The sequence below is a fragment of the Saccharothrix saharensis genome, from assembly GCF_006716745.1.
GTDB classification, from domain to species: Bacteria; Actinomycetota; Actinomycetes; order Mycobacteriales; family Pseudonocardiaceae; genus Actinosynnema; species Actinosynnema saharense.
Map to the genome: position 1 here is coordinate 974,442 of NZ_VFPP01000001.1, position 24,670 is coordinate 999,111.

The 24,670-nt window shown below is 73.9% G+C and carries 21 protein-coding genes; 11 read left to right on the forward strand and 10 right to left on the reverse strand.

The genetic code is table 11. The annotated features are described in order from the left end of the window. The first annotated feature begins 74 nt into the window (after nt 1–74). The 3 genes from FHX81_RS03685 to FHX81_RS03695 all read left to right on the forward strand — a co-directional run bounded on the left by FHX81_RS03685 (nt 75) and on the right by FHX81_RS03695 (nt 3,343). Nucleotides 75–926, forward strand: coding sequence for a hypothetical protein (locus FHX81_RS03685; protein WP_141975206.1), 852 nt, complete (start codon nt 75–77; stop codon nt 924–926). After that, nucleotides 923–1,582 carry an extensin family protein gene (locus FHX81_RS03690; protein WP_141975207.1) on the forward strand — a complete coding sequence of 220 codons (660 nt, stop codon included), beginning with the start codon at nt 923–925 and terminating at the stop codon, nt 1,580–1,582. The genes FHX81_RS03685 and FHX81_RS03690 overlap by 4 nt, the downstream gene beginning before the upstream one ends. A gap of 168 nt (nt 1,583–1,750) precedes the next feature. Continuing rightward, nucleotides 1,751–3,343 (forward strand): acyl-CoA carboxylase subunit beta, encoded by a 1,593-nt coding sequence (locus FHX81_RS03695; protein ID WP_141975208.1) that lies wholly within the window; start codon nt 1,751–1,753, stop codon nt 3,341–3,343. Here the strand turns inward: FHX81_RS03695 and FHX81_RS03700 are convergent. Continuing rightward, a complete protein-coding gene (locus tag FHX81_RS03700; RefSeq protein ID WP_141975209.1) occupies nt 3,340–4,479 on the reverse strand; it encodes a VanZ family protein in 1,140 nt (379 codons plus the stop codon). The genes FHX81_RS03695 and FHX81_RS03700 overlap by 4 nt on opposite strands. Nucleotides 4,480–4,599: 120 nt before the next feature. Between FHX81_RS03700 and FHX81_RS03705 the strand changes: the two genes are divergently transcribed. Beyond that, a complete protein-coding gene (locus FHX81_RS03705; RefSeq protein ID WP_141975210.1) occupies nt 4,600–5,031 on the forward strand; it encodes a hypothetical protein in 432 nt (143 codons plus the stop codon). 74 nt (nt 5,032–5,105) lie between these two features. Here the strand turns inward: FHX81_RS03705 and FHX81_RS03710 are convergent, their stop codons facing one another. From FHX81_RS03710 to FHX81_RS03720, 3 genes are all read right to left on the reverse strand, one after another. After that, nucleotides 5,106–5,585 carry a DinB family protein gene (locus FHX81_RS03710; RefSeq protein WP_211363364.1) on the reverse strand — a complete coding sequence of 160 codons (480 nt, stop codon included), beginning with the start codon at nt 5,583–5,585 and terminating at the stop codon, nt 5,106–5,108. A 55-nt stretch (nt 5,586–5,640) separates the two neighbouring features. Continuing rightward, entirely contained in the window at nt 5,641–6,618 is a 978-nt protein-coding gene (gene ligD, locus FHX81_RS03715) for a non-homologous end-joining DNA ligase (RefSeq protein ID WP_246107610.1), read from the reverse strand. Between the two features lie 89 nt (nt 6,619–6,707). Beyond that, nucleotides 6,708–7,553 carry a helix-turn-helix domain-containing GNAT family N-acetyltransferase gene (locus FHX81_RS03720; protein WP_141975211.1) on the reverse strand — a complete coding sequence of 282 codons (846 nt, stop codon included), beginning with the start codon at nt 7,551–7,553 and terminating at the stop codon, nt 6,708–6,710. A gap of 100 nt (nt 7,554–7,653) precedes the next feature. On the opposite strand from FHX81_RS03720, the gene FHX81_RS03725 reads away from it, so the two are divergent. The 7 genes from FHX81_RS03725 (at nt 7,654) to FHX81_RS03770 (ending at nt 17,639) form a co-directional block, all read left to right on the forward strand. After that, on the forward strand, nt 7,654–8,967 hold the full coding sequence (locus FHX81_RS03725; protein ID WP_141975212.1) for an FAD-dependent oxidoreductase: 1,314 nt from the start codon (nt 7,654–7,656) through the stop codon (nt 8,965–8,967). Next, nucleotides 8,954–10,168, forward strand: coding sequence for an MFS transporter (locus FHX81_RS03730; RefSeq protein ID WP_246107611.1), 1,215 nt, complete (start codon nt 8,954–8,956; stop codon nt 10,166–10,168). Before FHX81_RS03725 ends, FHX81_RS03730 begins: the two co-directional genes overlap by 14 nt. A 20-nt stretch (nt 10,169–10,188) precedes the next feature. Next, a complete protein-coding gene (locus FHX81_RS03735) occupies nt 10,189–10,539 on the forward strand; it encodes an MmcQ/YjbR family DNA-binding protein (RefSeq protein WP_141975213.1) in 351 nt (116 codons plus the stop codon). A gap of 135 nt (nt 10,540–10,674) precedes the next feature. Beyond that, on the forward strand, nt 10,675–15,171 hold the full coding sequence (locus tag FHX81_RS42570; RefSeq protein ID WP_170231917.1) for a hypothetical protein: 4,497 nt from the start codon (nt 10,675–10,677) through the stop codon (nt 15,169–15,171). Beyond that, on the forward strand, nt 15,143–15,589 hold the full coding sequence (locus tag FHX81_RS03760; protein ID WP_141975218.1) for a hypothetical protein: 447 nt from the start codon (nt 15,143–15,145) through the stop codon (nt 15,587–15,589). The genes FHX81_RS42570 and FHX81_RS03760 overlap by 29 nt, the downstream gene beginning before the upstream one ends. A gap of 4 nt (nt 15,590–15,593) precedes the next feature. Then, entirely contained in the window at nt 15,594–16,022 is a 429-nt protein-coding gene (locus tag FHX81_RS03765; protein ID WP_141975219.1) for a hypothetical protein, read from the forward strand. Nucleotides 16,023–16,139: 117 nt separating this feature from the next. Continuing rightward, on the forward strand, nt 16,140–17,639 hold the full coding sequence (locus FHX81_RS03770; protein WP_141975220.1) for a hypothetical protein: 1,500 nt from the start codon (nt 16,140–16,142) through the stop codon (nt 17,637–17,639). A gap of 107 nt (nt 17,640–17,746) precedes the next feature. Here the strand turns inward: FHX81_RS03770 and FHX81_RS03775 are convergent, their stop codons facing one another. The 6 genes from FHX81_RS03775 to FHX81_RS03800 are packed head-to-tail and all read right to left on the reverse strand — an operon-like array spanning nt 17,747 to nt 24,607. Continuing rightward, complete coding sequence (locus FHX81_RS03775) at nt 17,747–19,360, reverse strand: choice-of-anchor M domain-containing protein (protein ID WP_141975221.1); 1,614 nt, start codon at nt 19,358–19,360, stop codon at nt 17,747–17,749. Beyond that, nucleotides 19,357–20,673 carry a choice-of-anchor M domain-containing protein gene (locus FHX81_RS03780; protein WP_141975222.1) on the reverse strand — a complete coding sequence of 439 codons (1,317 nt, stop codon included), beginning with the start codon at nt 20,671–20,673 and terminating at the stop codon, nt 19,357–19,359. The genes FHX81_RS03775 and FHX81_RS03780 overlap by 4 nt, the downstream gene beginning before the upstream one ends. Then, entirely contained in the window at nt 20,670–21,551 is an 882-nt protein-coding gene (locus tag FHX81_RS03785) for an anchored repeat-type ABC transporter permease subunit (RefSeq protein ID WP_141975223.1), read from the reverse strand. Before FHX81_RS03785 ends, FHX81_RS03780 begins: the two co-directional genes overlap by 4 nt. Next, entirely contained in the window at nt 21,548–22,300 is a 753-nt protein-coding gene (locus FHX81_RS03790) for an anchored repeat-type ABC transporter ATP-binding subunit (RefSeq protein ID WP_141975224.1), read from the reverse strand. Before FHX81_RS03790 ends, FHX81_RS03785 begins: the two co-directional genes overlap by 4 nt. Then, nucleotides 22,293–23,093: a choice-of-anchor M domain-containing protein gene (locus FHX81_RS03795; RefSeq protein ID WP_170231918.1), complete on the reverse strand. Its 801-nt coding sequence runs from the start codon at nt 23,091–23,093 to the stop codon at nt 22,293–22,295. The genes FHX81_RS03790 and FHX81_RS03795 overlap by 8 nt, the downstream gene beginning before the upstream one ends. Further along, the gene (locus tag FHX81_RS03800; protein WP_141975226.1) at nt 23,081–24,607 is read right to left on the reverse strand and encodes an anchored repeat ABC transporter, substrate-binding protein; all 1,527 of its coding nucleotides are present in this window, start codon (nt 24,605–24,607) and stop codon (nt 23,081–23,083) included. Before FHX81_RS03800 ends, FHX81_RS03795 begins: the two co-directional genes overlap by 13 nt. Between the last annotated feature and the right edge of the window lie 63 nt (nt 24,608–24,670).

Here is a 24,670-nt window from a genome sequence, read left to right on the forward strand (position 1 = left end):
TACTTTGTGGGTTGGAAAAGTTCCAACCGGCCCTGTGCCACGTCAGCACTTCCCCCTGCCCCGAAAGGACTGACGTGCTCGATCGGCGAACGTTCGTGCTGGGTGCCGCCGCGACCGCGGCGCTCGCCAGCGCACTACCGGCCCACGCGGCTGCCGCGGCACCCGCGTCGGACGCCGCGGCGAACCCGCGCAAGGCCGCGGGCGTGTTCCTCGCGCCCGACGGCACCCCACTCATGTTGACCGAGCAGAACGGCCAATGGGTCATCGTCGACGAAGGCGGTTCGGTGCGCATCACCGACGGCCTCACCGGCGCCGACCTGGTCGACGTCACCGGCGACGGCGGCACGTACCACGCCGTCGGCGCGCTCAGCGGCGACCCGATCGCCACGATCTGGGAGTCCACCGACGCCGTCACGTGGCGCGAGGCCCGCCGGCTGCACGGCGTGCGCTCGGAGTTCACCGCGGTCGGCGGCGGCCTGGCGTTCGGTTCCGTGCTCAAGCACGAGCGCGCTTCGGCCGTCCGCATCGCCGCCCGCCGCACCCCGTCGGGCTGGAGCACCGTCCCGGTCCGCGGCCTGGAGTGGACCGACGGCCTGTCCGCCACCGCCGTCGCGGCCACGCCCGACGGCTGGGTCGTGGCGGCCGTCGACGTCTCCGGCACGGTCCTGCACACCTCGCGCGACGGCGTCACCTGGACCTCCCGCCCGCGCCTGGACGGCGTCGCCGTGCGCGGCCTGGTCGCGGTCGCCGGCCGGGTGCACTGGGTCGGCAACGAGGTGGTCGACGCCACCCCGCTCACCGGCGTGCTCGACGGGGACCGGACCCGTCCGGCCGTGCCGCGGGACGCGAAGGCGCTGGGTCTGGCCGGCGCCCGTTCCGGCTGGCTGACCGGCGGCCGGCTGATCACCGCGGAGGCGACCCGATGATCACGTTCCAGCGGATCGACGGCACCCCCGTCTACTACTGGCGGTCCGGCCGCGGCAACACGACGTTGCGCAACTGGCAGGTCACGCAGGCGTTCTACGACTCCCTGGTGCTGTGGATCAGGGACCTGCGGTCGCTGTCCTCGGCGTACGGCAGCATCACCTACCTGGTGTCGGCGGGCTTCTACGTGAACAAACCCGGCGAGCACGGTTCGGGCACCGCGATGGACCTCGACCACGTCCGGTGGAGCGGTGGCCAGGTCAGCTCGCCGCTGGATCGCGACCACGCGTCGGGCACGCTCGCCACGCGCCGCCGTTACCTCGCGGTGGACGCGGTGTGCCGTCGCCGGTTCCGGTTCGCGTTGGACGGTTGGTACAACGCCGCCCACGAGGACCACATCCACTCGGACTTCGGTGGTCTGCCGGTCCGGTGCGTGACGGGGTCGGAGAGCGACACGAAGTTCGTGCAGGCGCTGTGCAACAACTTCATGAGCTCCGGATTGGTGGTGGACGGCATCTGGGGACCGAAGACGCAGAGCGCTTTCACCACCGCGAAGTCCCGGCTCGGCACCACCGGCGACCCGCACACCAGCAGCGCGGCGTGGCAGTCGTTCCTGTCCGCGGCGGCCCGGAAGGGTTTCGCGAACCAGGCCTTCTGACCTGGCGCGGGCCTTTGGGTCCGTGAGCCGGATTTCCGGCTCACGGACCCTTTCGCGTGAGGCGGCGAAAATGGTTGTCCGTCACTTCGGCATTGTCCGAAGATGGAGGGCGTATAGACGCCCCCGACTACATTCGGGTCTTCCCGACCGACGCCAGGGGGTGTCCGGATGAGCACTTCGGAACTCGATTTCGTGGCGGTCCGGCGGAGCGCGGAGCCCGCCGCCGCGACCGCCGAGCGGTCGATGGCCGGGTTGCGCGACGAGCACGGCAGGCAGCGGTCGCGCATCGCCGCCGGACGTCCGGAAGCCGTGGCCCGGCAGCACAAGCTGGGCAAGCTCACCGCGCGGGAACGGCTCGACCTGCTGCTGGACGTCGGCTCGTTCGTCGAGGTCGACCTGTACCGGCGGGGCACGACGGGCGCGCACACCGACGGCGTGGTCGCGGGCTCCGGCACCGTGGACGGCCGCCGGGTGTTCGTCTACGCGCAGGACTTCACCATCTCCGGCGGGTCGCTGGGCGCGGCGCACGCGGCGAAGATCCAGAAGGTGATGGACCTCGCGGTGTCGACCGGGTCGCCGATCGTCGCGTTGAACGACAGCGGTGGCGCGCGCATCCAGGAAGGCGTGCTGGCGCTGCACGGCTACGGCGGCATCTTCCGCCGCCAGGTGGCCGCGTCGGGCGTGGTGCCGCAGATCGCGGTGGTGCTCGGGCCGTCCGCGGGCGGTGCGGCGTACTCCCCCGCGTTGGCCGACTTCACGTTCATGGTCCGCGACACCGCGCAGATGTACCTGACCGGGCCGGACGTGGTCGCGCAGGTGACCGGCGAACGGGTCAGCCACGCCGACCTCGGCGGCGCGGACGTGCACGGGTCGCGTTCGGGGGTGGCGTCGTTCGTGCACGACGACGAGCCGAGCTGCCTGGCGGGGGTGCGGGAGCTGCTGTCGCTGCTGCCGTCGAACAACCTGGAGCCGCCGCCGGCGCTGCCCGCGTGCGGCGCCAGCACGGACCACCGGCCCCGGTTGGCCGAGATCGTGCCGGTGGAGCCGAACAAGCCCTACGACATCCGGTCGGTGCTGGCGGAGGTCGTGGACGACGGCGACTACCTGGAGGTGCACGAGCACTGGGCGCGCAACGTGGTGTGCGCGTTGGCGCGGGTGGACGGGCGGGTCGTCGGCGTGGTGGGCAACCAACCCGTCGTGCTGGCCGGCGTGCTCGACATCGCCGCGTCGCAGAAGGCCGCGCGGTTCGTGCGGTTCTGCGACGCGTTCGGCATCCCGCTGGTGTCGTTGGTGGACGTGCCGGGCTTCCTGCCGGGGACCGAGCAGGAGCTGGGTGGCGCGATCCGGCACGGGGCGAAGCTGCTGTACGCGTACTGCGAGGCGACCGTGCCGAGGGTGCAGGTGATCCTGCGCAAGGCGTACGGCGGGGCGTACATCGTGATGGACTCGCGGTCGGTGGGCACGGACCTGTCGCTGGCGTGGCCGACGAACGAGATCGCGGTGATGGGCGCGGAGGGCGCGGTGAACCTGCTGCACCGGCGTGAGCTGGCCGCCGCGGAGGACCCCGCGCGGCTGCGCGCGGCGTTGGTCGCGGACTACCGGTCGGAGCTGATGCACCCGTACCACGCGGCCGAGCACGGGTTGGTGGACGACGTGATCGACCCGGTGGAGACGCGTGCGGCCATCGCGCGCGGGCTGGCCGTGCTGCGGGACAAGCGGGCCGAGACGCCCCGCCGCAAGCACGGCAACGCGCCGCTCTAGGGCTCCGGTTCGCGCTGGGCGTTCAACTCGGGCGTGCCGGGCGTCGGACACGGGTGTTGCGAGCGCAGGACACGCGTGGTGGTGGTGGTGTCGGTGGTGGAGATCAGGCCAAGCAGGCTGCGGCGGTCGGTGCGGGAGCGGGCGGCGAGGCCGACCACGAGGGCCGCGAAGAACACCACGCCGCTGTGCCCGGTGGAGATCAGCAGCAGGACCGGCAGCCACCACAAGGCGAACCGCAGCACCACCGCGCGTGCCGGCGCGCGGCCACCCGTCCGCGCATCGACCAGGGCGAGGTGGAACGCGACCTGGCCCGGCGTGGCCCGGTCGGCGCGCAGCAGCGGTACGACGACCGTGGCGACCACCGGCACCAGCACGCCCAGCGCGCCGCCGAACCAGTCCGACGTGGCGAGTTCGGTCAGCCACGGCGTGCCGGTCCCCTCACCGATGAGCACGAGCACCACCCGGCACGCGAACTGGACCAGGGTCAGGGTCAGCAGGTCGCCCGCGAACGCGAACCCGCGGCGCAGCAGGCCGGGCCGCCCGGTGTCGGGCACGGGCTCCGGCACGGCCGGGGGCAGCAGCCGACCGAGCCACCGGGCGAGCAGCCAGCCGAGCACCGCGCCCGCCGTGTTCGTCATCAGGTCGTCCACGTCCGCGACCCGGTAGGGGCACGGGTAGAGGCCGAACACCGCCGTGCCCTGGGTCGTCTCCACGGCGAGCGACACCAGCGCCCCGATCGCGGTGGCGGCCACCACGCCCCGCCCGAACCGGTAGCGCAGCAGGAACCCCAGCGGCACGAACAGGACCACGTTCAGCGCGACCTGGAGGAACTCCGGGCTCGTCGGCGAGTACCCGGCGGCGGCGATGTCGTCCAGCGACGCGAACGGCCGGGTCTGCCAGTAGTCGCGCAGCGCCCGGCTCTCGCAGAACGCGCCCGTCACGTCCGGCAGCGGGAACAGCGTGAACGCCACCAACCCGCACCCGTACAGCGCGCTGCCCGCCGCGACGACCGCCGCCCACCCGCTCAGCCGACCGCGCCGCCGGTACTGCCAGTGCACCCACGGCAGCACCGCCACCGGCACCACCAGCGCGAACAGCACCAGCGTGATGATCGACTCGCTCAGCCGCACCGACACCCGGCCACGCTAGGCCGCTCCTCCCCCACCTGCTCGTCAGTCACCTGGTCGAGTGGTCGAACCGAACGGGCCCCGGCGCCGAACCCCTGTCGAGCACTTCCGCCGAGGGATGGGGGAACCATGGACAACCCAGCCGCGTGCGCGGCCACCCGTTACGCCAACCAGCTGCACGCGACCGTCGAGCGCCTGGCCATCGGCCGCCGGTGGCCGTTGGTGCTGTCCGACGGCAACGTGCACCTGCCGATCGGTCGCGGTATCGGCGCACTGCTGGTCCGCGCCGGGATCGGCGGCCGGGTCGGGGCGGGGTTGCCCGCGCTGGCGCTGTCGGCCGGCCTGTGGGCGTTCCTGGTCGACACGGCCGACGCCGGGACACCCGCGCTGCCGCCGCACGTGCGGCTGATGACCGACGGCCAGTACCTGCCCCTGCCGCCCAGCGTGACGGCGGACGGCCCGGTGCGGTGGATCCGCGAGCCGGACGCCCGGTTGCCCCGACTGGCCACCGCGCTGGGGCTGCTCGGTCCGTTCACGCCCGCGGTGACGGTCCGGCGGTGACAAGTCCGGTAGTGCACGCCGACCGGCTGCCGGACGTGCTCACCCGGTGCGCGGGAGCGGGGCGCGCCTCGGCGTCAGCGCGGCCCGAGGCCGGTCCTGCCGTCCAGCAGCTCCCGCGCGGCGTCGAGGTGGCCGGCGTGCCGGGCGGTCTCCTCGATCACGTGCAGCACGATCCGGCGCAGGTCGGTGGTCTCGGCGCCGAGCGGGTCCGGGTGCCGGCCGACCGGGCGGGCCGACAGCGGGGTGGCGGCCAGGACGGCGTTCGACCGCGCGCACTGGGCCCGGTAGAAGGCGAAGACCTCCTCGGGCGACCGTGGTGTGGTGAGGGGCGGTGCGTCGTCCGGCCACGGCAACGGCTCGGCGTGGCCCAGGACGATCTCCTGGAACCAGTGCCGCTCGGCGTGGCCGAGGTGTTCGACCACGCCCAGCGGCGTCCACCCCGACGGCAGGACCGCCGTCGTCAACGCGGCTTCGTCCAGTCCGTCCAGGATCGCCGGCACGGCTTCGCGCTGCGCCTCCAGAAACAGCGACAGCGCCGCCTTCTCCTCGTCCACCGGTCCGTCCCCTCGTCGATCGACTGGCGGGACGGTAACAGCGAACACCGACAGTTCACGGCAGCCGGACCTCGCCCGGTTGCTTGTCCGGCCGCAGCCCGCGCCACGACGAGTGCCGCAGCCGCCCGTCGGTGGTCCACGTGCGGTACTCGACCTCGCCGACCAGTTCCGGCCGCACCCAGTGCGCGCGGCGGGCCTGGTCGGCGGGCACCGGGTCGACGAACGGCGAACCGGTGCGCGCCAACGGCCTTAGCCTTTCCTGGAGGTCCAGCAGCGCCGAGTGGGTGAACCCGGTGCCGACCTTGCCCACGTAGCGCAACCCGTCGTCGGACGGCACGCCCAGCAGCAGCGACCCGATCGTGCCCGCGCGGCGACCGTCACCGGGCCGCCAACCGCCGATCAGCACCTCCTGCGTGCGCACCAGCGGCACCTTCACCCACGCGGTCGAACGCCGCCCCGGCTCGTAGCGCGAGGTGACCCGTTTGGCGACCACGCCCTCGAGCCCGTAGTCCGAGGCCACCGCGAGCACGTCCTCGCCGTCCACCTCGGTGAACGACGGCGGCACGCGCACCCCGGGCACGCCGCCCAGCCCGAGCCCGCCCAGCTCCTCCCGCCGCCGCGCGTACGGCGCGCCGAGCAGCGACCGACCGTCCACGTGCAGGAGGTCGAACACGTAGTACACGACCGGTACGCGGGCCAGCAGCTCGTCACCGGGTCGGGCGACGTGCATCCGCGCCTGCAACCGACCGAAGTCCGGCTGCCGCCGTGCGCCGAGCGCGACGATCTCCCCGTCCAGCACGACCTCGTGGTCACCCGGAAGTGTGGCCAGCGCCCGCAGTTCCGGGTAGGTCGCGGACACCTCCAGGTCGTTGCGGGTCATCGCCCGCACCCGCCCACCGCGCACGTAGGTGACCGCGCGGACACCGTCCCACTTGAACTCGAACGCCCACCCGGCGCCCGTCGGGAGCTGCCCGGGCGCGGCCAGCATGGGCCGGATCAGCTCGGGGAGACCGGACTCTGCGCGCAACGGCATGCGACCGTCCCTTGTAGACGGACCACGGCACGCCCAGTGTCACCCGCGCCACCCGGGGCCGCACATCGGCGGCCCCGATCGGGCGCACCTCAGCAGGCGGAGCCCCCGGCGGCGCGGCGTTCCAGCATGACCGTGTCGCGCCACACGCCGTGGTGCTGAGCGATGCGCTCGCGGACGCCGACGGTGCGGTAGCCGGCCGAGTGGTGCAGAGAGATACTGGCGCGGTTCTCCGGGAAGATCGCGGTCTGCAACGTCCACAGCCCGCTCTGGTCGGCGGCGGTGACCTGGCGGTGGAGCAGGGACTTGCCCACGCCCCGGCCGCGGAAGCCGTCGCCGACGTAGACCGAGGTCTCGGCCACGCCGGAGTAGCACTCCCGGGTCGACACGGGCGTGGCGGCGGTCCAGCCCGCGACCCGGCCGTCGACCACGGCGACCCAGCGGTGCCCGGGCAGCCACTTCGACTCCAGCGTGCGGCGACTGGGGGTTTCCGTCTCGAAGGTGGCGTTGCCGGTGGCGATGCCCTCGGCGTAGATCCGGCGCACGTCTACCCAGTCGTCGTCGGTCAGGGCGCGGACGGTGACGTCGGCGGGCAGGTCGGTCGGGCAGCACGGCTTGGTGACGATGGTGCCCATGATGGCGTCGGCGGCGTGCGGCAGGCCCGTGCAGCACACCCGGTTGACCGAGACCAGGGTCGCGGTGCCCTCCTTGCGCAGCCGGACGAACCCCACGTCGGCGAGTTTGCGCAGGTGGTGCGAGCAGGTCGACTGGCTGATGCCGACGGCCTCGGTCAGCGCGCCCACGGTGAGCTCGCCGGGGTGGGTGGCGACGGTGTGCAGCAGGCGCACGCGGGTCGGGTCGGCCAGGCAGGCGAACCACTCGGCGTAGGTCGAGGCGTCCTCGGGCGCGAGGCCCACCGCGGGCAGCATCGTCGTCATGCGCCCAGACTATCGACAACCACCGATGGTTGCATCAATCTATGCTTCTCGATAAATTACCCTTCGCTTGATCGAAGAGCACCGATGAAAGAGGTGTGTGGTGGACGAGTTCCCCGTGGTCGTGGTCGGCGCCGGGCCGGTCGGGTTGGCGGCGGCCGCCCGACTGCTGGAGCGCGGTGTGCGGCCGTTGGTGCTGGAAGCGGGCCCGCAGGCGGGCGCGGCGGTGGCCCAGTGGCGGCACGTGCGGCTGTTCTCGCAGTGGTCGGAGCTGGTGGACCCGGCCGCCCGCCGCCTGCTGGAGCCCACCGGGTGGCGCGCCCCCGACCCCGACGGCTACCCGACCGGCGAGCAGTGGGCGGCCGAGTACCTGGTGCCGCTGGCCGAGGCGCTCGGCGACCACGTCCGGGTGAATGCCCGCGTGGTCGGCGTGGCGCGCCGGGGCCGGGACCGGGTGGTGGACGCGGGCCGCGACACCGAGCCGCTGACCGTGCACGTCGAGGGCGGCGAGCGGATCACCGCGCGGGCCGTGATCGACGCGTCGGGCACGTGGGGCGTGCCGAACCCGCTGGGCGGCGACGGCCTGCCCGCCGCGGGTGAGCGGGAGGCCGCGGACCGGATCGGCTACCGCGTGCCGGACGTCGTGGCCGAGGAGGAGCGGTACGCGGGCAAGCGGATCGCCGTCGCGGGCAGCGGCCACTCCGCGCTCACCGCCCTGGTCGCGCTGACCGACCTGGCCGAGCGGCACCCCGGCACGAAGATCACGTGGTTGCTGCGCCGCGGCGCGGTCGGCGCGGTGTTCGGCGGCGGCGAGGCGGACCAGCTGCCGGCGCGCGGCGCGCTCGGGCTCCGGGCGCGGGCGGCGGTCAAGGCCGGGCACGTCGAGGTGGTCACCGGCTTCCGCACCGCGGCGGTCGAACGCGCCGGCGAGCGCGTGGCGCTGGTGTCGGAGGACGGGCACCGGCTCGACCCGGTGGACGAGGTCGTGGCGCTGACCGGCTTCCGACCGGACCACTCGTGGCTGTCGGAGGTGCGGCTGGACCTGGACCCGGTGCTGCAGGCACCGACCAGGCTGGCGCCGCTGGTCGACCCGAACGTGCACTCGTGCGGCACCGTCTACCCGCACGGCGCGGATGAACTGCGGCAGCCCGAGCCCGGCGTGTACCTCGTGGGCATGAAGAGCTACGGGCGGGCGCCCACGTTCCTCGCACTGACCGGGTACGAGCAGGTGCGCAGCGTGGTCGCCGAGATCGCCGGTGACCACGAGTCCGCGGCGCGGGTCGAGCTCACGTTGCCCGAGACCGGCGTCTGCGGCGGGTCGGGCGTCTTCGACGCGGAGCCCGCGTCCTCGGGCGGGTGCTGCGCCGCCCCGCAGGTGGCCGACCTGACGCTCACCGCCCCGGGTGCCCGGGTCTGACGTGGCCCGGCCCGGCGTGCTCAGGGGGCACGCCGGGCCGCGCCGGGCGCTGGCGGTGCTGTGCCTGACCCAGGTCACCGGCTGGGGCGTGCTGTTCTACGGCTTCCCGGTGCTCGCGCCCGCCATCGGCGCGGGCACCGGTTGGTCCGACACCGCGGTCATCGGCGCGTTCTCGGTCGCGCAACTGGTCATGGCGGTGGTCGGCGTGCCCGTCGGCCGGCTGCTCGACCGGCACGGGCCCCGCGTGGTGATGACGACCGGCTCGGTGCTGTCCGTCGCGGCGTTGGCGGTGGTCGCGTCGGCGCGGTCCCTGCCGTGGTTCTACGCGGGGTGGGTGCTGGTCGGCGTGGCGATGGCGGGGGTGCTGTACCAACCGGCGTTCGCCGCCCTGACCCGCTGGCACGGTCCCGACCGCCGGGTGGCCGCGCTGACGGCCGTGACGGTAGCGGGCGGCTTGGCGAGCACCGTGTTCGCCCCGCTCACCGCCGGGCTGGCCGCGCACCTGGACTGGCGGCAGACGTACCTGGTGCTCGCCGGGCTGCTCGGCGTGATCACGGTGCCCGCGCACCTGTTCGGCCTGCGGCTGCCGTGGCCCGAGCAGCCCGCCGGCGCGCACACCCGCGGTCCGACCGCGATCGCCCGCAGCCGGCCGTTCGTGCTGCTCGTGACGGCGATGAGCCTCGGCGCGCTGGCCGTGCACGCGATCGTGGTCGCCCTGGTGCCGCTGTTCGCCGAACGCGGCCTGTCCACCACGACGGCCGCGTGGGCGCTCGGCCTGGGCGGTGTCGGCCAGGTCCTCGGCCGCCTCGGCTACGGACCGCTGGTCGCCAGGGCCGGCGTGCGGGCGCGAACGGCGGGCGTGCTGCTGACGGCGGCCGCCACCACCCTCCTGTTGGGACTGGTTCCCGGCCCGGCGTCCGCCCTCGTCGCCGCCGCCGTCCTGGCGGGTGTCGTGCGGGGCATCTTCACGCTGGTCCAGGCCACCGCCGTGTCCGACCGCTGGGGCACGGCGCACTACGGTCGGCTCAGCGGCATCCTCCACGCACCGCTGACCGTCACCTCGGCCGCCGCTCCGTGGGTCGCCGCCGCGCTCGCCGGACCGCTCGGCGGGTACCCGGCCGTCTTCGCCGTGCTGGCGGCGTTGGGCGTGGTGGCGGCGGTGGTCTCGCTGAAGTCGGTGCCGCACTACACTCCGGGCTGAGACTTCTGTGGGGGCACGCGGTGGCAGTGAGCAGTGACGACTTCTTTCGCATGGTGAACGCGCTCGTCGACGTCGAACGCGCGGAAAGCCGGGACTACCGCTCGTTCAGCGTGCGGGGCCGGAAGTTCGGCTACTACTGGCCGCGCACGCGGACCGTCGGCCTGAAGCAGTTGCTGTCCGAGCAGCAGGCGCTGGTCGCCGAGCGGCCCGACGTGTTCGAGGAGCAGTTCACGTCCGGCGGCTTCGGCTGGGTGGTCGTCCACCTGGCGGGCGTCGAGGCCGACGAGCTGTCCGAGTTGGTCTTCGAGGCGTGGCGGCTGTCCGCGCCCGGGGACCTGGTCGCCCAGGTCCCCGACCCGGCCCGCCGCTGACGCCGACCGGCGCCCGTCAGCGGCCCTCGATCGGCCGGCGCGGACCTCCGACACGCTGATCCGGCGTTTACGGAACCGAGCAGGGCTCCAATGCGTCATCATCTGTCGGACGGATGGCGCGGGGAGGATGGACGGATGGCGGGGGAAAACCCGTTGGTGGCTGCGCCGCCGGCGGAGTCGGGTTCGTTCTTCAACGCCGGTACGGGTGACAACGGGTGGGCGACGGGGATCTCCATCGCGGAGTCGGCGATGGACGCGTTCAACGGGATCAAGGACGGGAACTGGGTCGAGGCCGGCCTGGGGATGGTCGGGTTGGCCGCGGACGCGGCGGCGATGGCGATCGATCCGTTCGGGACGTTGATGTCGTCGGCGGCGTCGTTCCTGATGGAGCACGTGCAGCCGTTGAAGGACATGCTGGACTGGCTGGCCGGTGATCCGCCGGTGATCGAGTCGTACTCCACGACGTGGAACAACGTCGCGACCGAGCTGGGCAAGATCGCCGAGGAGTACGACGCGGGGGTCAAGCGGGGCACGGCGGGGTGGACCGGACCGGCCGCGGAGGCCTACCTGACCAACTCGAAGGTGCACGGTGACGCCCTGGCGGGTGCCGCGTCGGCCGCGGGCACGGTGGGCACGGTCGTGGGCCTCATGGGCATGGTGGTGGCGTTCGTCCGCGAGATGGTGCGCGACCTGATCGCCGACCTGGTGGGCAAGCTGATCGCGTGGGTGCTGGAGGCGGTGTTCTCGCTGGGGTTCGGGACGCCGGTGATCGTGGCGCAGGCCGTGACGGCGATCTCGAAGTGGGCCGCGAAGATCGCGAAGATCATCCAGGACCTGCTGAACACGATCAAGAAGGTCTCGCCGATGCTGAAGCGTCTGGTGGAGGTCTTCGAGAAGATCATGAAGGTGGTCGGCAAGCTCGCGGGCAAGGCGACCGGCCTGGACGTGCTGGACCCGGGCAACATCAAGAAGGGCGGCTTCCTCCAGACGGGACGGGCCGACATCGACACCCCCTCCGGCAGCGGCACCCCGGGAACCGGCAGTCCGTCCACTTCGGACAGCGGCGCACCATCCAACCGCCCCGCGGACACCACTTCGACCTCCAGCAGCACCACCACCGACACACCCCCGACCTCCCGCCCGGGCCGCGGCGACCCGACCGACCTGCCACCGTCCACACCCCGCCCGGGCCGCGACCCGAACACCCCCGACCACGACGTACCCCGGGGCACCACCGCACCCGGCGGCAACACCCCCGGCAGCACGCCGGGCGGCAGGCCGACCGGCAACTCACCCGGCGGCAACACCCCCCTCGGCGAACACCGGGGCGGTCCCGGCGGCCAACCCGCACCGAGCAGCAGCTCTCCGGTCGGCGAGCACCGGGGCGGTCCGGGCGGTCAGCCCGCGCCCGGTGGTCATGGCAACGGCGGCCCGGGCACCGCCAGCAGCCCCAGCGGCGGCGGCACTGGCGGTGGTGGCACCGGCGGCGGCGGTTCGCACGGCGGTGGCGGCGGTTCCGGTGGCAGCCCCGGTGGCAGCCCGAATGGTGGCGGCGCGTCGAACCCGACCACCCCGTCGCACCGCGTCGACCAGACTTCCGCGGCCACGGCCGCGGCTCCCGAGGCACCTCCACGCCCCGACCAGCCTCACACCGGTGGCAACGCCGGCACCGGTCCCGGCAACCCCGCTGCCGGTCCCGGCGCGGGTGGCACTCCGCCTGCCGGCGCGCCCGCAGGCGGCGGCACGCCCGGTGGTGGTGGCGCACCCGGTGGTGGTGGCGCGCGTCCGGGCAGCGGCGCGGGCTGGACCGGAACTCCCGGCAGTCGGGGCGACCTGGGCTCCGGCATCCCGACCGCACGCGGTCCCGAGAACCTCACACCCTCACACCGACCCTCGGGCACAAGCCCTTCGAGCACCGGTCCCGGTCCCTCCCACGCCGGCTCACCGCACACCGGCCCGTCACACGCAGGGCCGCCGCACACAGGTGCGCCTCACGCAACGCCGCCCCAGGCAGGCCCACCGCATGCCGGACCGCCCCACGCCGGGCCGACACATGCGGGGCCGTCCCACGCCGGGCCGTCGCACGGCCGGCCGCCCCACGCGGGGCCGAACCCGCCACACACGAACCCCGCCGGTCCGGCGCACGCCCGCCCGCAAGGTGGCCCGATGCCGCCGCACGCGGGACCCGGTCACACCACTGCGCCGCACTCACCGAATGGGCCGGGGCACAACAGCCCGCACCACGGCGCGCCGAACCGAGGTCCCGCAGGCCCGGACTTCAGCCGTCCCCGTGGCGGCGACGGGCCCCTGCCCCACACTCCCAACCGGCCGTTCGACGGCCCGCCACCCCAGCGGCACCCGGACGCGCAAGCACCCGCCCCGCGGCACGCTCCGGACACGCCCACCCCGCGCCGCGTCCCGGACGCGTGGACCCCGCCCCACCGCGACACCGACGCCCCGAAACCGCACTCCCCCGGTGGCGACACCCCGCACCGCGACGCCGACCGCACCGACAGCGATGCCGACCGGACCGGCAGCGACCGGACCGATACCGATCGATCCGACGCCGACCGGCCCGACATCGACCAGGCCCACGCCCGGCACGGCGAGACCACCCCCGCCGGCATCTCGCACCACCGCGGCGACAGCGACATGGGCGACCTGCCCCACCGCGTCCCACCCGACCCCCGCTACTTCACCGCCGACGTCCACATCACCCCCGACGGCCGCGCCCGCATCGGCAACCACACCTACACCCCCGAGGACTACGGCGACCTCCTGCGCCGCAACGGCTGGGACGGCAGAACCCCCCTCCGACTCATCGGCTGCGACGCCGGCAGCAACGACTTCGCCAACCGCCTCGCCCGCCACACCGGCGCCGACGTCCTCGCCCCCACCAAACCCGCCTGGACCGACACCCACGGCCGCGTCTACACCAGCGACGCCCACACCGGCCCCGACGGCACCCGCCAACCCCGCATCCCACCCAACGGCGAGTGGAACACCCACCACCCCGACGGCACCACCACCAAAACAGGCACCGACGGCTTCGCCCCCGGCACCGACGACACCGACAAGACCGACCTCGACCCCACCGACGCCCAAGACCGCGGCGTGCGGGACAACTCGATCACCGACCCGCCGGAGGGCCGCGACCCCACGCCGCAGCGCAGCGTGGACTGGGACCCGCCCCAGGACCTGCCACGCGTGGACCTGGACGTCGACCCGGACCAGCGCGTCCTCGACTTCAACGGCGGCCCGCCGCTGGAGCCGAACTCCCGCGTCGTCGTCCACAATCCGGACGGCTCGGTGCGCGGCACCTACTACACCGACGCCAACCGCAACGTCACACACGTCGACACCAGCGTGCCGAACACCCGCAACAGCTCGGGCGTGCCGGTCAACCCCGACACCGCACGGCCCGAGCCCGGCGTGGTGTACCAAGTGGACACCGGCGTCAGCACGCACACGTTCCGCGGCCAGGAGATCCCGGACGCGAACACCGGCGCGGACGTGAGCACCGGCAACGACGCGGACACCCCGGACACGTCGGACACCGGCACGACGCCCGACGCGCCACCGGAGAACCGGCCCGCCGACCGCTTCGACGACTTCGACCAGACCGCGACGCCACCCGCCGTGGAGTGGGACCCGCCCGGCGGCCCGGACGGCACCTACCGGACGATGCCGCCGCACGAGAACTACAACCCGGCTCCCCCTCCCGACGGCGACGGCCCGTTCTCCGTGCGCGGCAACGACCCGGACAACCCGCTGGAGAGCAACGCCCGCTACGACGTCTACAACGAGAACGGCGACTGGCACGGCACGTTCTACACCGACGTCGACGGCCGGGTCTCGCACGTGCACACCTGGTCGGGCAACAGCAGGGAAGGCTTCAACCCCGAACTCGGCACCCAGGAGACGTGGGACGCGGGCCTGCCGGTCCCCGCGCCGAACACGACGTTCGCGGTGGGCCCGCGGCACATGGAGGGCATGGACCCGACCAAGCCGCAACAGATGTACCGGACCGACGTGCACGGCGACACGGTCGCCGCGAGCGGCCGCCCGGTCTACCCGCCGAGCGGCACCACGGCCGAGGAGTTCTGGGGTCCGCGGCGCGGCGTCACGCCCGGTTCGGTCGGCGAGGGCGTCCAACCCGACACCGGCCGGATCGCCAGCGGCGGCCCGGAGGGCTTCAAGAGCCCGACCGCGGGCGAGTACGCGCCGTTCAACTACTACGGCAACCGGCACGACCTCTTCAAGTTCGACGGCGGCCACATCGTGCCGTTCGAGGGCGGCGGACCGGGCGAGCGGATCAACCACGTCCCGCAGTGGGCCTACGAGAACCGCCCGATGAAGATCGACGACGCGCCGACGGACAACACGTGGCGGCGGATGGAGGAGGACATCGCGCGCCGCGCGGCGGTCGACGGCACGTCGGTCGACCGGGTGGACTTCTTCGCCGAACGCACCACGCCGGACGTGCACACGCCGGACAAGCTGCACGTGCGGTACCACTTCACGGTGTCCGACCCGCCGCCGCCCCGCACCGTGCAGGAGATCAGGAGCTTCCACAATGTCCCCGAACCCGCCAGGAACAACCGTGTCGTCCTCCCGCCGCCAACCCCGTGACCTGCTCCAGGAGATCGGGCGCGACCTGGTCGAGGCGTGCCCGCAGGGCTGGTTCCGGATCGACCTGCGCGCGTCGGTGGCCGTGACGACCGACTGGATGGCGTTGACCGTGCTGATGCCCGACCATTCCAGCCCGCCGGTCGACCCGCCGCTGTCGGTCGGCCGGACGCTGCGGGAGCTGCGCGAGCTGATGTACGTGGAAGGGCGTGGCACGTGGTTCTCGCTGCGGTACACGGTGGACCCGCCGGCCGAGTTCCACGTGGTGTACAACCACGACTTCGACCCGAAGTGGTCCCCGGACCTGACCGCGCGGGAGTGGGCGCTGGACCTGGAGCACTTCCCGCGCGACCCGGAGCACGTGCCGGGCTGGCTGCGGGACAAGCTGCCGACCGACGATCCGGCCGGTGCGGGATACTGACGCCATGACGCAACCACTCAACCCGGTCCAGCAGGACGAGCTGTTGCAGCTCATCACCGAGCGCCTGGTGCTCGACCTGCCGGCGGGGTGGAGCCACCTCCAGGTCGACCACAAGTCCCTCGGCGACCACGTCGAGGCGGGCGGCCTGCTGCGCATGGCGAACGGCGGCATGTTCGGCTGGGACCTGCCCGAGGAGGTACTCGACCTGTTCGCGCGGTTGCGCGCCGGCATGGCCCGTCCGGGGCGCGGCACGTGGTTGCACGCCACCTACTGGCTCGACTACCCCGACAAGTACTCGATCGAGTACAACCGCCAGGACGAGCCCCGGTTCCGCACCCCGCCGCCGCCGCGGGCCTACGGTCGGGAGCTGGAGATCTTCCCCCGCGCCGACGAGCACGTCCCCGACTGGCTCCGCGCGGCCGCGCGCGGCTGAGCCCGCCCGCGGCCCGACCGGGCAACGACTCTGCCCCGACGCTGCCCTCCGAGCCCTGCGCCGCCACCGTCGCGGCGGGCAGGGTCGGCCCGGGACGGGCGGCTGGACGGAGGGGCGATGCGGGCACACGGCCGGGAGGCCAGGCGCGGCGGACGACGGGTGGAGGACCCCGCACCGGACGTCGGGGTGCACTCGGCGACGGCCACGCCGGTGCTGGAGGTGCAGCGGACCGCGCGTGGCGGGCAGGCGAGGGGCGCGCACTCGGCGCAGGACGCCCTGGCCGGGTACGCCGAACGGTGGCGCGAGGCGTCCGCGCTGCCCTGGTGGCAACCGCGCTCCACCCTGCTCCGGGAAGTCGACCGCACGTTGCGGGTGTGGGCCCAGGGCTACCGCTCGGCCCCTGACGCACCGGCCAACCGAGGCCGGCTCGACCAGGTCCTCGCCGCGATCGGCCGGTGGCAGCAGAGCAAGACGGGCCGCGTCTCGGCGCGGAGCGCCTTCGTGCAGGGCTTGACCGATTTGGTGAACGCCGCCCGCGCGACGCCGACGGGCGACGCCGGGCAGACCGACGACCACCGGCACCCGCCGGTCGACATCGACGACGCCCGGTACGCCGGCCTGATCGGCGAACTCCGCACCATCGCGCAGGCCGAGCGCGACCGGGAAGGCGCCGAGGGTTCGTCCCGCCGACCGGACCCGGGAACGACGCACCTCGACGCGCCCGACCAGGAGTCCCCGGCGGTCGGGGAAACGGGGACCGAGGTCGACGAGGCGCGCGAGTGGCCCGGCACGTGGGCGCGGGAGATCCGCGAGCTCGACCGGGGCAACAACCTGCTCGGGCCCGACAACAGGATCCTCCGCCGGCTGCGGGGCGACGACCCGACGAAGTACACCGACCACATCCGCAGGTTCATCGCCTCGCTCGCCGACCCCGCCGCGCCGGCGCTCGACGCCCGGGACATCCTCTACGAGCTGCGGAACGAGGCGCGCACCCCGGCGCACGTGCGGATCGCCGAGAACCAGAACTCCCCCGTGTGGGGAGGTCCCAGCAGCCTGCCCACCGTGCTCCAGAACGACCTGCTCGAACTGATCAACGCCAAGCTGCTGTGGCAGTCGGGTGACCGGCGGCTGCACCCGTGGCCGTTCAACGAAGCCGCCAAGAAGCCGGACTACCTGGTCGGCGACGACCCGGCGGAGCCCGCGGAGGGGGTGGGCGCGCAGGAGTTCTACGAGCGGGCGGAGGAGATCGGCGACCACGTCCGCGTGACGACGACCGTGTCCGGCGAACGGGGGGTCGACCAGGTCGTCAACAACTTCGGCCGGAACGTGGCGTCCAAGCTCTCGACCTACGCCGACAAGGACCGGCTGCGGGTGATCGTGGACCTGCACGAGAACATCGCGCTGCACCCGCGGCCGGAGTCGTCCTCCGGGGCCGCCCCGACGCCGGAAGCGCTGCGACGACGGCTGCTCGACCAGCTCCGGACGCTGCACGCGAGCCATCCCGGGGACATGGCGAGGTTGACGCGGGTGGACGCGATCACGCCGGACGGTGTGCTGACCTTCGTGCCGGACGACTGGACCGCCGACAACGGGCCGGAGACGTCGTCACGGGGGTGACGCGCTGCGGCGGTCACGTTCCCGGCGACGCCCACGGCGTGCACGCCGACGTGGTGCCGGACGGCTTGCCTCGTGGTCGGAGCGGCGAGCACCGGAGTGCGACCCGCTCACGTCCGGCGGACCCGCTTGCGCCGCGCCAGGACCACCGTCGCGGTGCCTGCCGCGGTGAGCAGCACGGCGAGCGCCACCGCGGTGCCCACGTGGTCCACGCCGGTGGACGCCAGCCCGGTCGGCCTCGGCGCGGAGGCCGCCGATGACGTTGTCGGCGGGACGGGGGCGGTGGTGACGGCGGGAGTCGTGGAGGTGGGTGGTGGTGGTGCGCAGGCCCCGTCGGCGGTCGGGTCGGCGGTGCCGACGGCGACGGTGAAGACGTCGCGGTCGCCGACCGCGCGGCCGTCGGCCAGAGTGGCGGTGACCTCGACGGCGATCCGGTAGACGCCTTCCGCGCCGAACGCCCAGTTGGCGTGGGCGTGGGTGCCGAGCGGGACGGTGACGGCGTCGGGCAGCCCGTCGCCGGAGTCGACGAGCACGGTCGGGGTGATGCCGGTGAGGAACACCGCGACCTCGCCGGGACCGTCCACGGCGGACCAGCTCACCCGGACGTCGCCGCGGACGTCACGCGGGTCGAGGGACTCGGTGTTCCAGCCCGCCCACACGATGCCCGGGATCCGGGTCTGCGGGATGAGCCAGACCGGGGCGCCCGGCGAGCCCAGGAAGGCGTAGGCGGGATCGGTGGGCACGGTGTTGCGCGCGGCGGGGACCAGGTGCAGCACCACGTCGGCGGGATCGCGCCACACGGCCCGGTCGGGTCCGGCGGTGCCGTCCTTGACGTGGGTGCCCAGCTCGCCGTCGACGAGGCGTGGGGCGATCAGGTCGACGTGGCCGTTGTCGAGGACCACGCACGAGGTCGGTGGCGCGGTGGTGGTCGTCGTCGCGCCCGTAGTAGTGGTCGTGGTCGTCGTGGTTGTCGTGGTGGTGGTTGTCGTCGTAGTAGTGGTGCTGGGTGGCGTTCCCGTACCGGGTTCGACGGTCGCGGGGTCGACCGCGCCCACGGCGACGGCGTACGTCGTGGTGTCGCGCAACGGCGCCCCGCCGGAGCCGGTCGCCTCGACGGTGAACGTGAGCCGGTAGACGCCCTCGGCGGAGAACGTCCAGTTGGCGTGCGCGTGGGTGCCCGTCGCCAGCGGTTGCCGCTGCGGCAGCGGCAGGGACGTGTCGAACACGCGCGGCAGCGGCTCGCCGACCGGGCCGGTCTGGAACACGGTGAGCCGGCCCGGCGCCGGGCTGCCGGGGGCGTCACCGCCGACCGCGTCCAGCGTCCAGCTCACCGAGGCCGGGTCGACCTGGTCGGCGGTCAGGGACTCGGTGTTCCAGCCGGCCCACACCACGTTCGGGTCCTGGACCTCGGGGATGAGCCACAGGTCGCTGCCCACGGGGCCGAGGAAGGCGTACTCGGGGATGTCGGGCACCTGGATGCGCGACTCCGGCTTGACGTGCGTGACGACCCGTTCGGGGTCCAGCACCGCGGGCGGGGTGGTGTTGCCGTCCTTGTAGCGGATGTCCAGCACGCCGTCGACCACCACCGGTGCGAGCAGGTCGACGTGCCCGACGTCGACCACGGTCGTGGACCCCTGGGCCAGGGCCGGGGCGAGGGACAGCGCGGCGAGGGCGGTCACCGCGAGAACGGCGGCCGCGGCTCGTGCGCGGGTCGGGGCGGTCACGGGATCTCCTTGGCGGGGCGGCGGCGGGCGAGCACGAGGGCGGCGGCGCCCGTGACGAGCAGGGCGACGGCGAGGCCGATGGCGGCGGGCACCGAGGCGGGTCCGGTGGAGGCCAGGCGGTTCGCCGTGCCGGTCTGCCGCTCGGCGGCGGGCGGGGGCGGTGCCTGGCCGCCGTCGCCGACGACGAAGGTCAGGGTTTCCGCGTCGGTCAGCGCGGCGCCGTTCGCACCGGTCGCCGTGACGGTGAACGTCAGCCGGTAGCGGCCGGGTCCGGCGAACGCCCAGTTGGCGTGGGCGTGCGTGCCGAGCGCGACGGACAACGCGTCCGGCAGGCCGTCGGCGCTGTTGAAGACGACCTCCGGCGCGCCGAACGAGCCGGTGGTGAACAGGCCGAACGCTCCCGGCCCGTCGACCGCCGTCAGCGCCCACGTCACCGGGCCGGACACCTCGGCCGGGCGCAGCTCCTCGGTGTTCCAGCCCGTCCACAGCAGGTCGGCGTCCTGCGTCTGCGGCAGCAGGAACACCTGCTCGCCCGCGCTGCCCAAAAAGGACAGCACCGGTTGCGCCGGGAGCGCGGTGCGCGCCGCGGCGGTGACGCGGAACTCGACGTCCGCCGGTTCGCGCCAGGTCGTGGCGCCGGTGACCGTGCCGTCCTTCACCTGCACGCGCAGGCCGTCCGGCAGCAGGCGCACCGCGACGGCGTCGACGTGGCCGCGGTCCAGGGTGACCCGGCCGGTGACCGTGGACGGCTGCCGCGCGGCGGCCTCGGCCCGGGGCGCGGGGGCCTCGGCGCGCGGTTGCGGCGCTACGACGGCCGGGGCGACAGCGGCCGGGGCGACGGGCCGCGCCTGCGGGAGCGCCACCGGTTCATCGGCGGTCGCGGGCCGGGCGGCCACGGACACCGGGTAGTCCCGGGTGGCGGTCAACGGGGTGCCGTCGAGCGCGTGGGCCGCGGCTTCGACGCGCAGCACGTGGTCGCCGGGCGGCGGCACGTCCACCTCCACGGTCCCGACGGCGTCGGCCGGCACGACCACCGGCTCCTGCTCCGGCGCGCCGGACGCCTCCACCGAGACGCGCAACCGCACGACGTCGCCGAACACCGTGCCGGGCTCGATGGCGGTGGTGTCCCAGCGCAACCGCACCTGCTCGGCCTCGGCCGGCACCACGAGCGGGTCGGGCGGCGCGTCCAGCACCAGCGCGCCGTTCTCCACGTCGAGCACCGCGTCCGGTGCGGGTTCGGCCGCGGTGGCGGGTGCGGTCATCAACAGCGCGGCGGCCACGCCGACCAGCGCGCCGGTGCGGTGCGGGGTCACGACTCCTCCTCGATGGGCGCGATGGCCGCCGCGGCCCGGCGGGGACGGGTGAGCAGGCCGTGGCGCGGGGCGAAGAACCAGCACAGCAGGAACACCGCGGTCAGGGTCAGCACGATGAGACCGCCGGCGGCCAGGTCGAACGCGTAGGACAGGTAGAGGCCGAGCACGCTGCCGCCCGCGCCGATCAGCGGCGCCAGCAGCATCATCACGCCGAGCCGGTCGGTGAGCAGGCGGGCCGCCGCGGCGGGCGTCACGAGCAGGGCGAGCACCAGGACGTTGCCGACCGCCTGCAACGAGATCACGATGGCCAGGGTCACCATCACGTGCAGCACCACGTCCAGCCGGAACACCGGCAGACCGACCGCGCGGGCCTGCTCGCGGTCCAGGGTCGCGGCCACGAACCGGCCGTTGAACAGCGCCGTGCACAGCAGCACCGCCGCGCCGATCACCGCGACCGACACCACGTCGGAGTCGCTGATGCCGAGGATCGAGCCGAACAGGAACGACTCCAGCGACCCGCCGTAGCCGGGCGCGGTGCTGAGGATGACGATGCCCAGCCCGAACGACGCGGCGAAGAAGATCCCGATGACCGAGTCCTCCTTGAGCCGGCGGTTCTGGGTGAACACCGCGATCAGCAGCGCGGTCACCACGCCCGCGACCGCGCCGCCGAGCACCAGGTCCAGCCCCAGCACGAAGGCGACGGCGATGCCCGGGAACACCGAGTGCGCGACCGCGTCGCCGATGAACGCCATGCCGCGCAGCACCACGTGGCTGCCGATCACGCCGCACACCACGCCCGACATCAACGCCACCAGCAACGCGCGCCGCCAGAAGTCGTACTCCCACGGCGCGGCCAGCGCTTCGAGGAACGCGGTCACCCGGTCACCCCCAGCGCCTTGAGCAGCTGCCCGGCCCGGTCCAGGCCGAACGTGCGCAGCCAGATGTCGGTGTCGGCCAGCGCGGCCGGCTCGCCGTCGGCCACGACCACGCGGTTGAGCAGGCACAGCCGGGTGCACAGCGAGGTCGCGGCGGCCAGGTCGTGCGTGGTCATCAGCACCGCCACGCCCTCGTCGCGCAAGTCGGCCAACAGCGTGCTCAGCAACTCCTGCGTGGGCGCGTCGATTCCGGTGAACGGTTCGTCGAGCAGCAGCACCCGCGGCCGCAGCGCCAACGCGCGGGCGACCAGGACGCGTTGCCGTTGGCCGCCCGACAGCTCGCCGACCGGCCGGGTCCTCAGCCCCGCCAGGCCGACGCGGTCCACCGCCTCGGCCACCGCGTCGCGGTCGCGGGCCGCTCGGCGGCGCAGCAGGCCGGCGAGGTGGGTGCGGCCGGTGGCGACCGCGCCCTCCACCGAAATCGGGAAGTCCCAGGCGAACTCGTGGCGCTGCGGCACGTACCCCAGTGAGCCCTGCGCTCGACGCGGCGCGCGACCACCGACCACCACCGTGCCCCGGTGGACCGGGACGAGGCCGAGCGCGGTGCGCAGGAGCGTGGTCTTGCCCGCGCCGTTGGGACCGATCAGGCCGACCAGCTCACCGCGCCGCAACCGGAAGTCCACACCGGACAGCACCTCCCGGCCACCCAGGTGCACGGTGGCACCGGTGATGTCCAGCACCGGGTCAGTCATCGGTCCTCCTGGCGGCACGGCGGGAACGGGCGACGAGTGCGGCGACCGCGCCGGCCACCAGCACACCGCCCACCGCGATCCACGCCCACGGCGCGCCTTCGGCGGGTGGTGCCGGCGTGGCGTCGGGCGACGGGACGCCGGCTCCGGTGGTCGGGAACGCGGCCGCCGGGTCACCCGGTCCGACGTGGACCTTCAGCGTCGCCCGGTCCGAGCGGCCGTCGGCGGTCGCCATCTCCACGTCCAGCGAGTACGCGCCGGGCGCGGTGAACACCCAGTTGCCGTGCACGTGGGTGCCCGCCTCGACCCCGGTCTCCTGCGGGTAGGGGCGTCCGCTGCTGAAGATCGTCTCCGGCGTGCCGAAGTTGCCGGTCAGGAACAGCTCGAAGCGGCCGGGACCGTCGACGCCGTGCAGCCGCCAGTCCACCTCGCGGCCGATGACCTCGGCGATGCTGGGGTCCTGCGTGTTCCACCCCGGCCACACCAGCCGCTGGTCCTGGACCTGCGGCAGCACCCAGACCGCACCGCCGGGCGCGCCCAGGAACGCGTACGCGGGATCGTCGGGGACGGTGACCTCGGCCGCCTCCCCCACCTGGAGCACCACGTCGGCCGGCTCGCGCCACACCGGACCGTCCCCGGTGTCGTCGCGGAGCTGGAGGGTCCACTCGCCGCCGACCAGGCGCGGGCCGAGGTCCACGTGCCCGTCGGCGATGACGACGGGCGGCTCGGCGTGCGCGACGGGCGGGGCGAGCAGCAGGGCGGCGGTGACGAGCAAGGCCCGGATCAGGCGAGGCACCGGGCGACCTCCTCCGCGTTGTGGCGCATCATGGCCGCGTAGTCGCGGGTCCGGTCGTCGAAGGAGTCCCCGTACAGCAGGCACACCCGGACGCCCTGGTCGCGGGCGACCTGGGTGAGCACCGAGCCGCGCTGGGCGAGGTTGGGTTCCATGAACACGGCGGGCACTCCCAGGTTGCGGATGGTCTCGGTCAGCTTGCGGACGTCCTCGACGCTGGGTTCCTGCGCGGGGTTGGGCACCACGAACCCGGCCACCGTCATCTCGTAGGCGGCGGCGAAGTAGCCGAAGCCGTCGTGCGTGGTGACCAGGTGGCGGCGGTTGCGGGGAACGGCCGCGACGGTGTCGCGGACCCGCGCGTCGAGCTCGTCGAGCCGGGCGAGGTAGTCGCGGGCGTTGCGGTCGTAGTCCGCCGCCCCGCCGGGGTCCGCGGTCCGCAGGGTGTCGCGGATCAGCTCGGCGTAGGCGCGCCCGTTGCGCACGTCCTGCCACAGGTGCGGGTCGATCTCGCCGTGCACGTGCTTGCCGAGCACCGCCTGCGGCAACTGGTGCACCGACGCGCCGCCGCGGCCCAGGAACGCGAACCGGGGGTCGTCGGGCACGGTGGTGATCGCCTTGTTCGGCACCTCGATCACGGCTCGCCCGGCGGGCACGACCTCCTGGGTGGTCCCGCCCGCGCGGTCGTTGAACGTGTAGAGCTCGCCGGTGTCCAGGTCCACGGTCAGGTCCGTGTGCCCCTCGTTGAGCACGGTGCCCGCCATGCCGGTCGGGTCGACGCCCACCGCGAAGGTGAACGTGCCCTCCCCCAGCGGCGTCTCGTCCGCGCCGTTGAGCAATGACGCCCGCAGCGTCAGCCGGTAGGTCCCCGGTGCGGTGAACGCCCAGTTGAGGTGCGTGTGCGCGGCGGGCGGCAAGGTGGTCGAGTCCACGTCGGACAGTCCGTCGCCCGAGTCGAAGTACACCACGGGCTTGCCCAGGGACTCGGTCAGGTAGGTCACGAGCGTGCCCGGTCCTTCCACCGCGGTCGCGGTCAACCGCACCTCGGAGGTCCGCGTGGCGCCGCGCTCCTCGCCGTCGCCGCGCACCCGCAACCCGAGCCACAGCACGTCGAGCCCGACGTTCTCCACCAACGGGATCACGTGCGCGCCGTAGGTCTCCGACGCCTCGGCCAGCGAGACGTTCGGCGTGCCCTCGCGGGCGTTGGCGTCGATGGCCTTGATCAGCCGCTGCTCCTCCAGCAGCAGGTGGTTGGTGAACGTCACGTCCGCCGCGGCCACCTTCTTCGCGTCCGCCGGAGTGGGCTCGTAGGAGTGCGGGTCACCGCCGGGCGGGACCAGCGAGTCGACCCGGACGCGCGCCCCGCCGACGTTGCGCACCAGGTCGGCGAGGATCTCGGTGGTCGTGACCACGGACAGGCCCTCGCCGTCGCGCCGGTCCCCCGCCCAGGTGCACGCGGTCAGGGTGAGCACGACCGCGCACAAGGACGCGGCAGCCCGTGAGGGCGCACGCACTCGCATGTGTTCTCGAACCTCCAGACGCCCGGCACCCGACCGGTGGGGCACCGCGAACCTAATCCGAAC

Bases quoted from the DNA above. Each gene is read 5' to 3' on its own strand.
- FHX81_RS03720 (WP_141975211.1), bottom strand. From the start codon at position 7,553: ATGACGACGATGCTGCCCGCGGTGGGCCTCGCGCCCGAGGACGCCTCG.
- FHX81_RS03790 (WP_141975224.1), bottom strand. From the start codon at position 22,300: ATGACTGACCCGGTGCTGGACATCACCGGTGCCACCGTGCACCTGGGT.
- FHX81_RS03690 (WP_141975207.1), top strand. From the start codon at position 923: ATGATCACGTTCCAGCGGATCGACGGCACCCCCGTCTACTACTGGCGG.
- FHX81_RS03705 (WP_141975210.1), top strand. From the start codon at position 4,600: ATGGACAACCCAGCCGCGTGCGCGGCCACCCGTTACGCCAACCAGCTG.
- FHX81_RS03770 (WP_141975220.1), top strand. From the start codon at position 16,140: ATGCGGGCACACGGCCGGGAGGCCAGGCGCGGCGGACGACGGGTGGAG.
- FHX81_RS03800 (WP_141975226.1), bottom strand. From the start codon at position 24,607: ATGCGAGTGCGTGCGCCCTCACGGGCTGCCGCGTCCTTGTGCGCGGTC.
- FHX81_RS03695 (WP_141975208.1), top strand. From the start codon at position 1,751: ATGAGCACTTCGGAACTCGATTTCGTGGCGGTCCGGCGGAGCGCGGAG.
- ligD (WP_246107610.1), bottom strand. From the start codon at position 6,618: ATGCCGTTGCGCGCAGAGTCCGGTCTCCCCGAGCTGATCCGGCCCATG.
- FHX81_RS03765 (WP_141975219.1), top strand. From the start codon at position 15,594: ATGACGCAACCACTCAACCCGGTCCAGCAGGACGAGCTGTTGCAGCTC.
- FHX81_RS42570 (WP_170231917.1), top strand. From the start codon at position 10,675: ATGGCGGGGGAAAACCCGTTGGTGGCTGCGCCGCCGGCGGAGTCGGGT.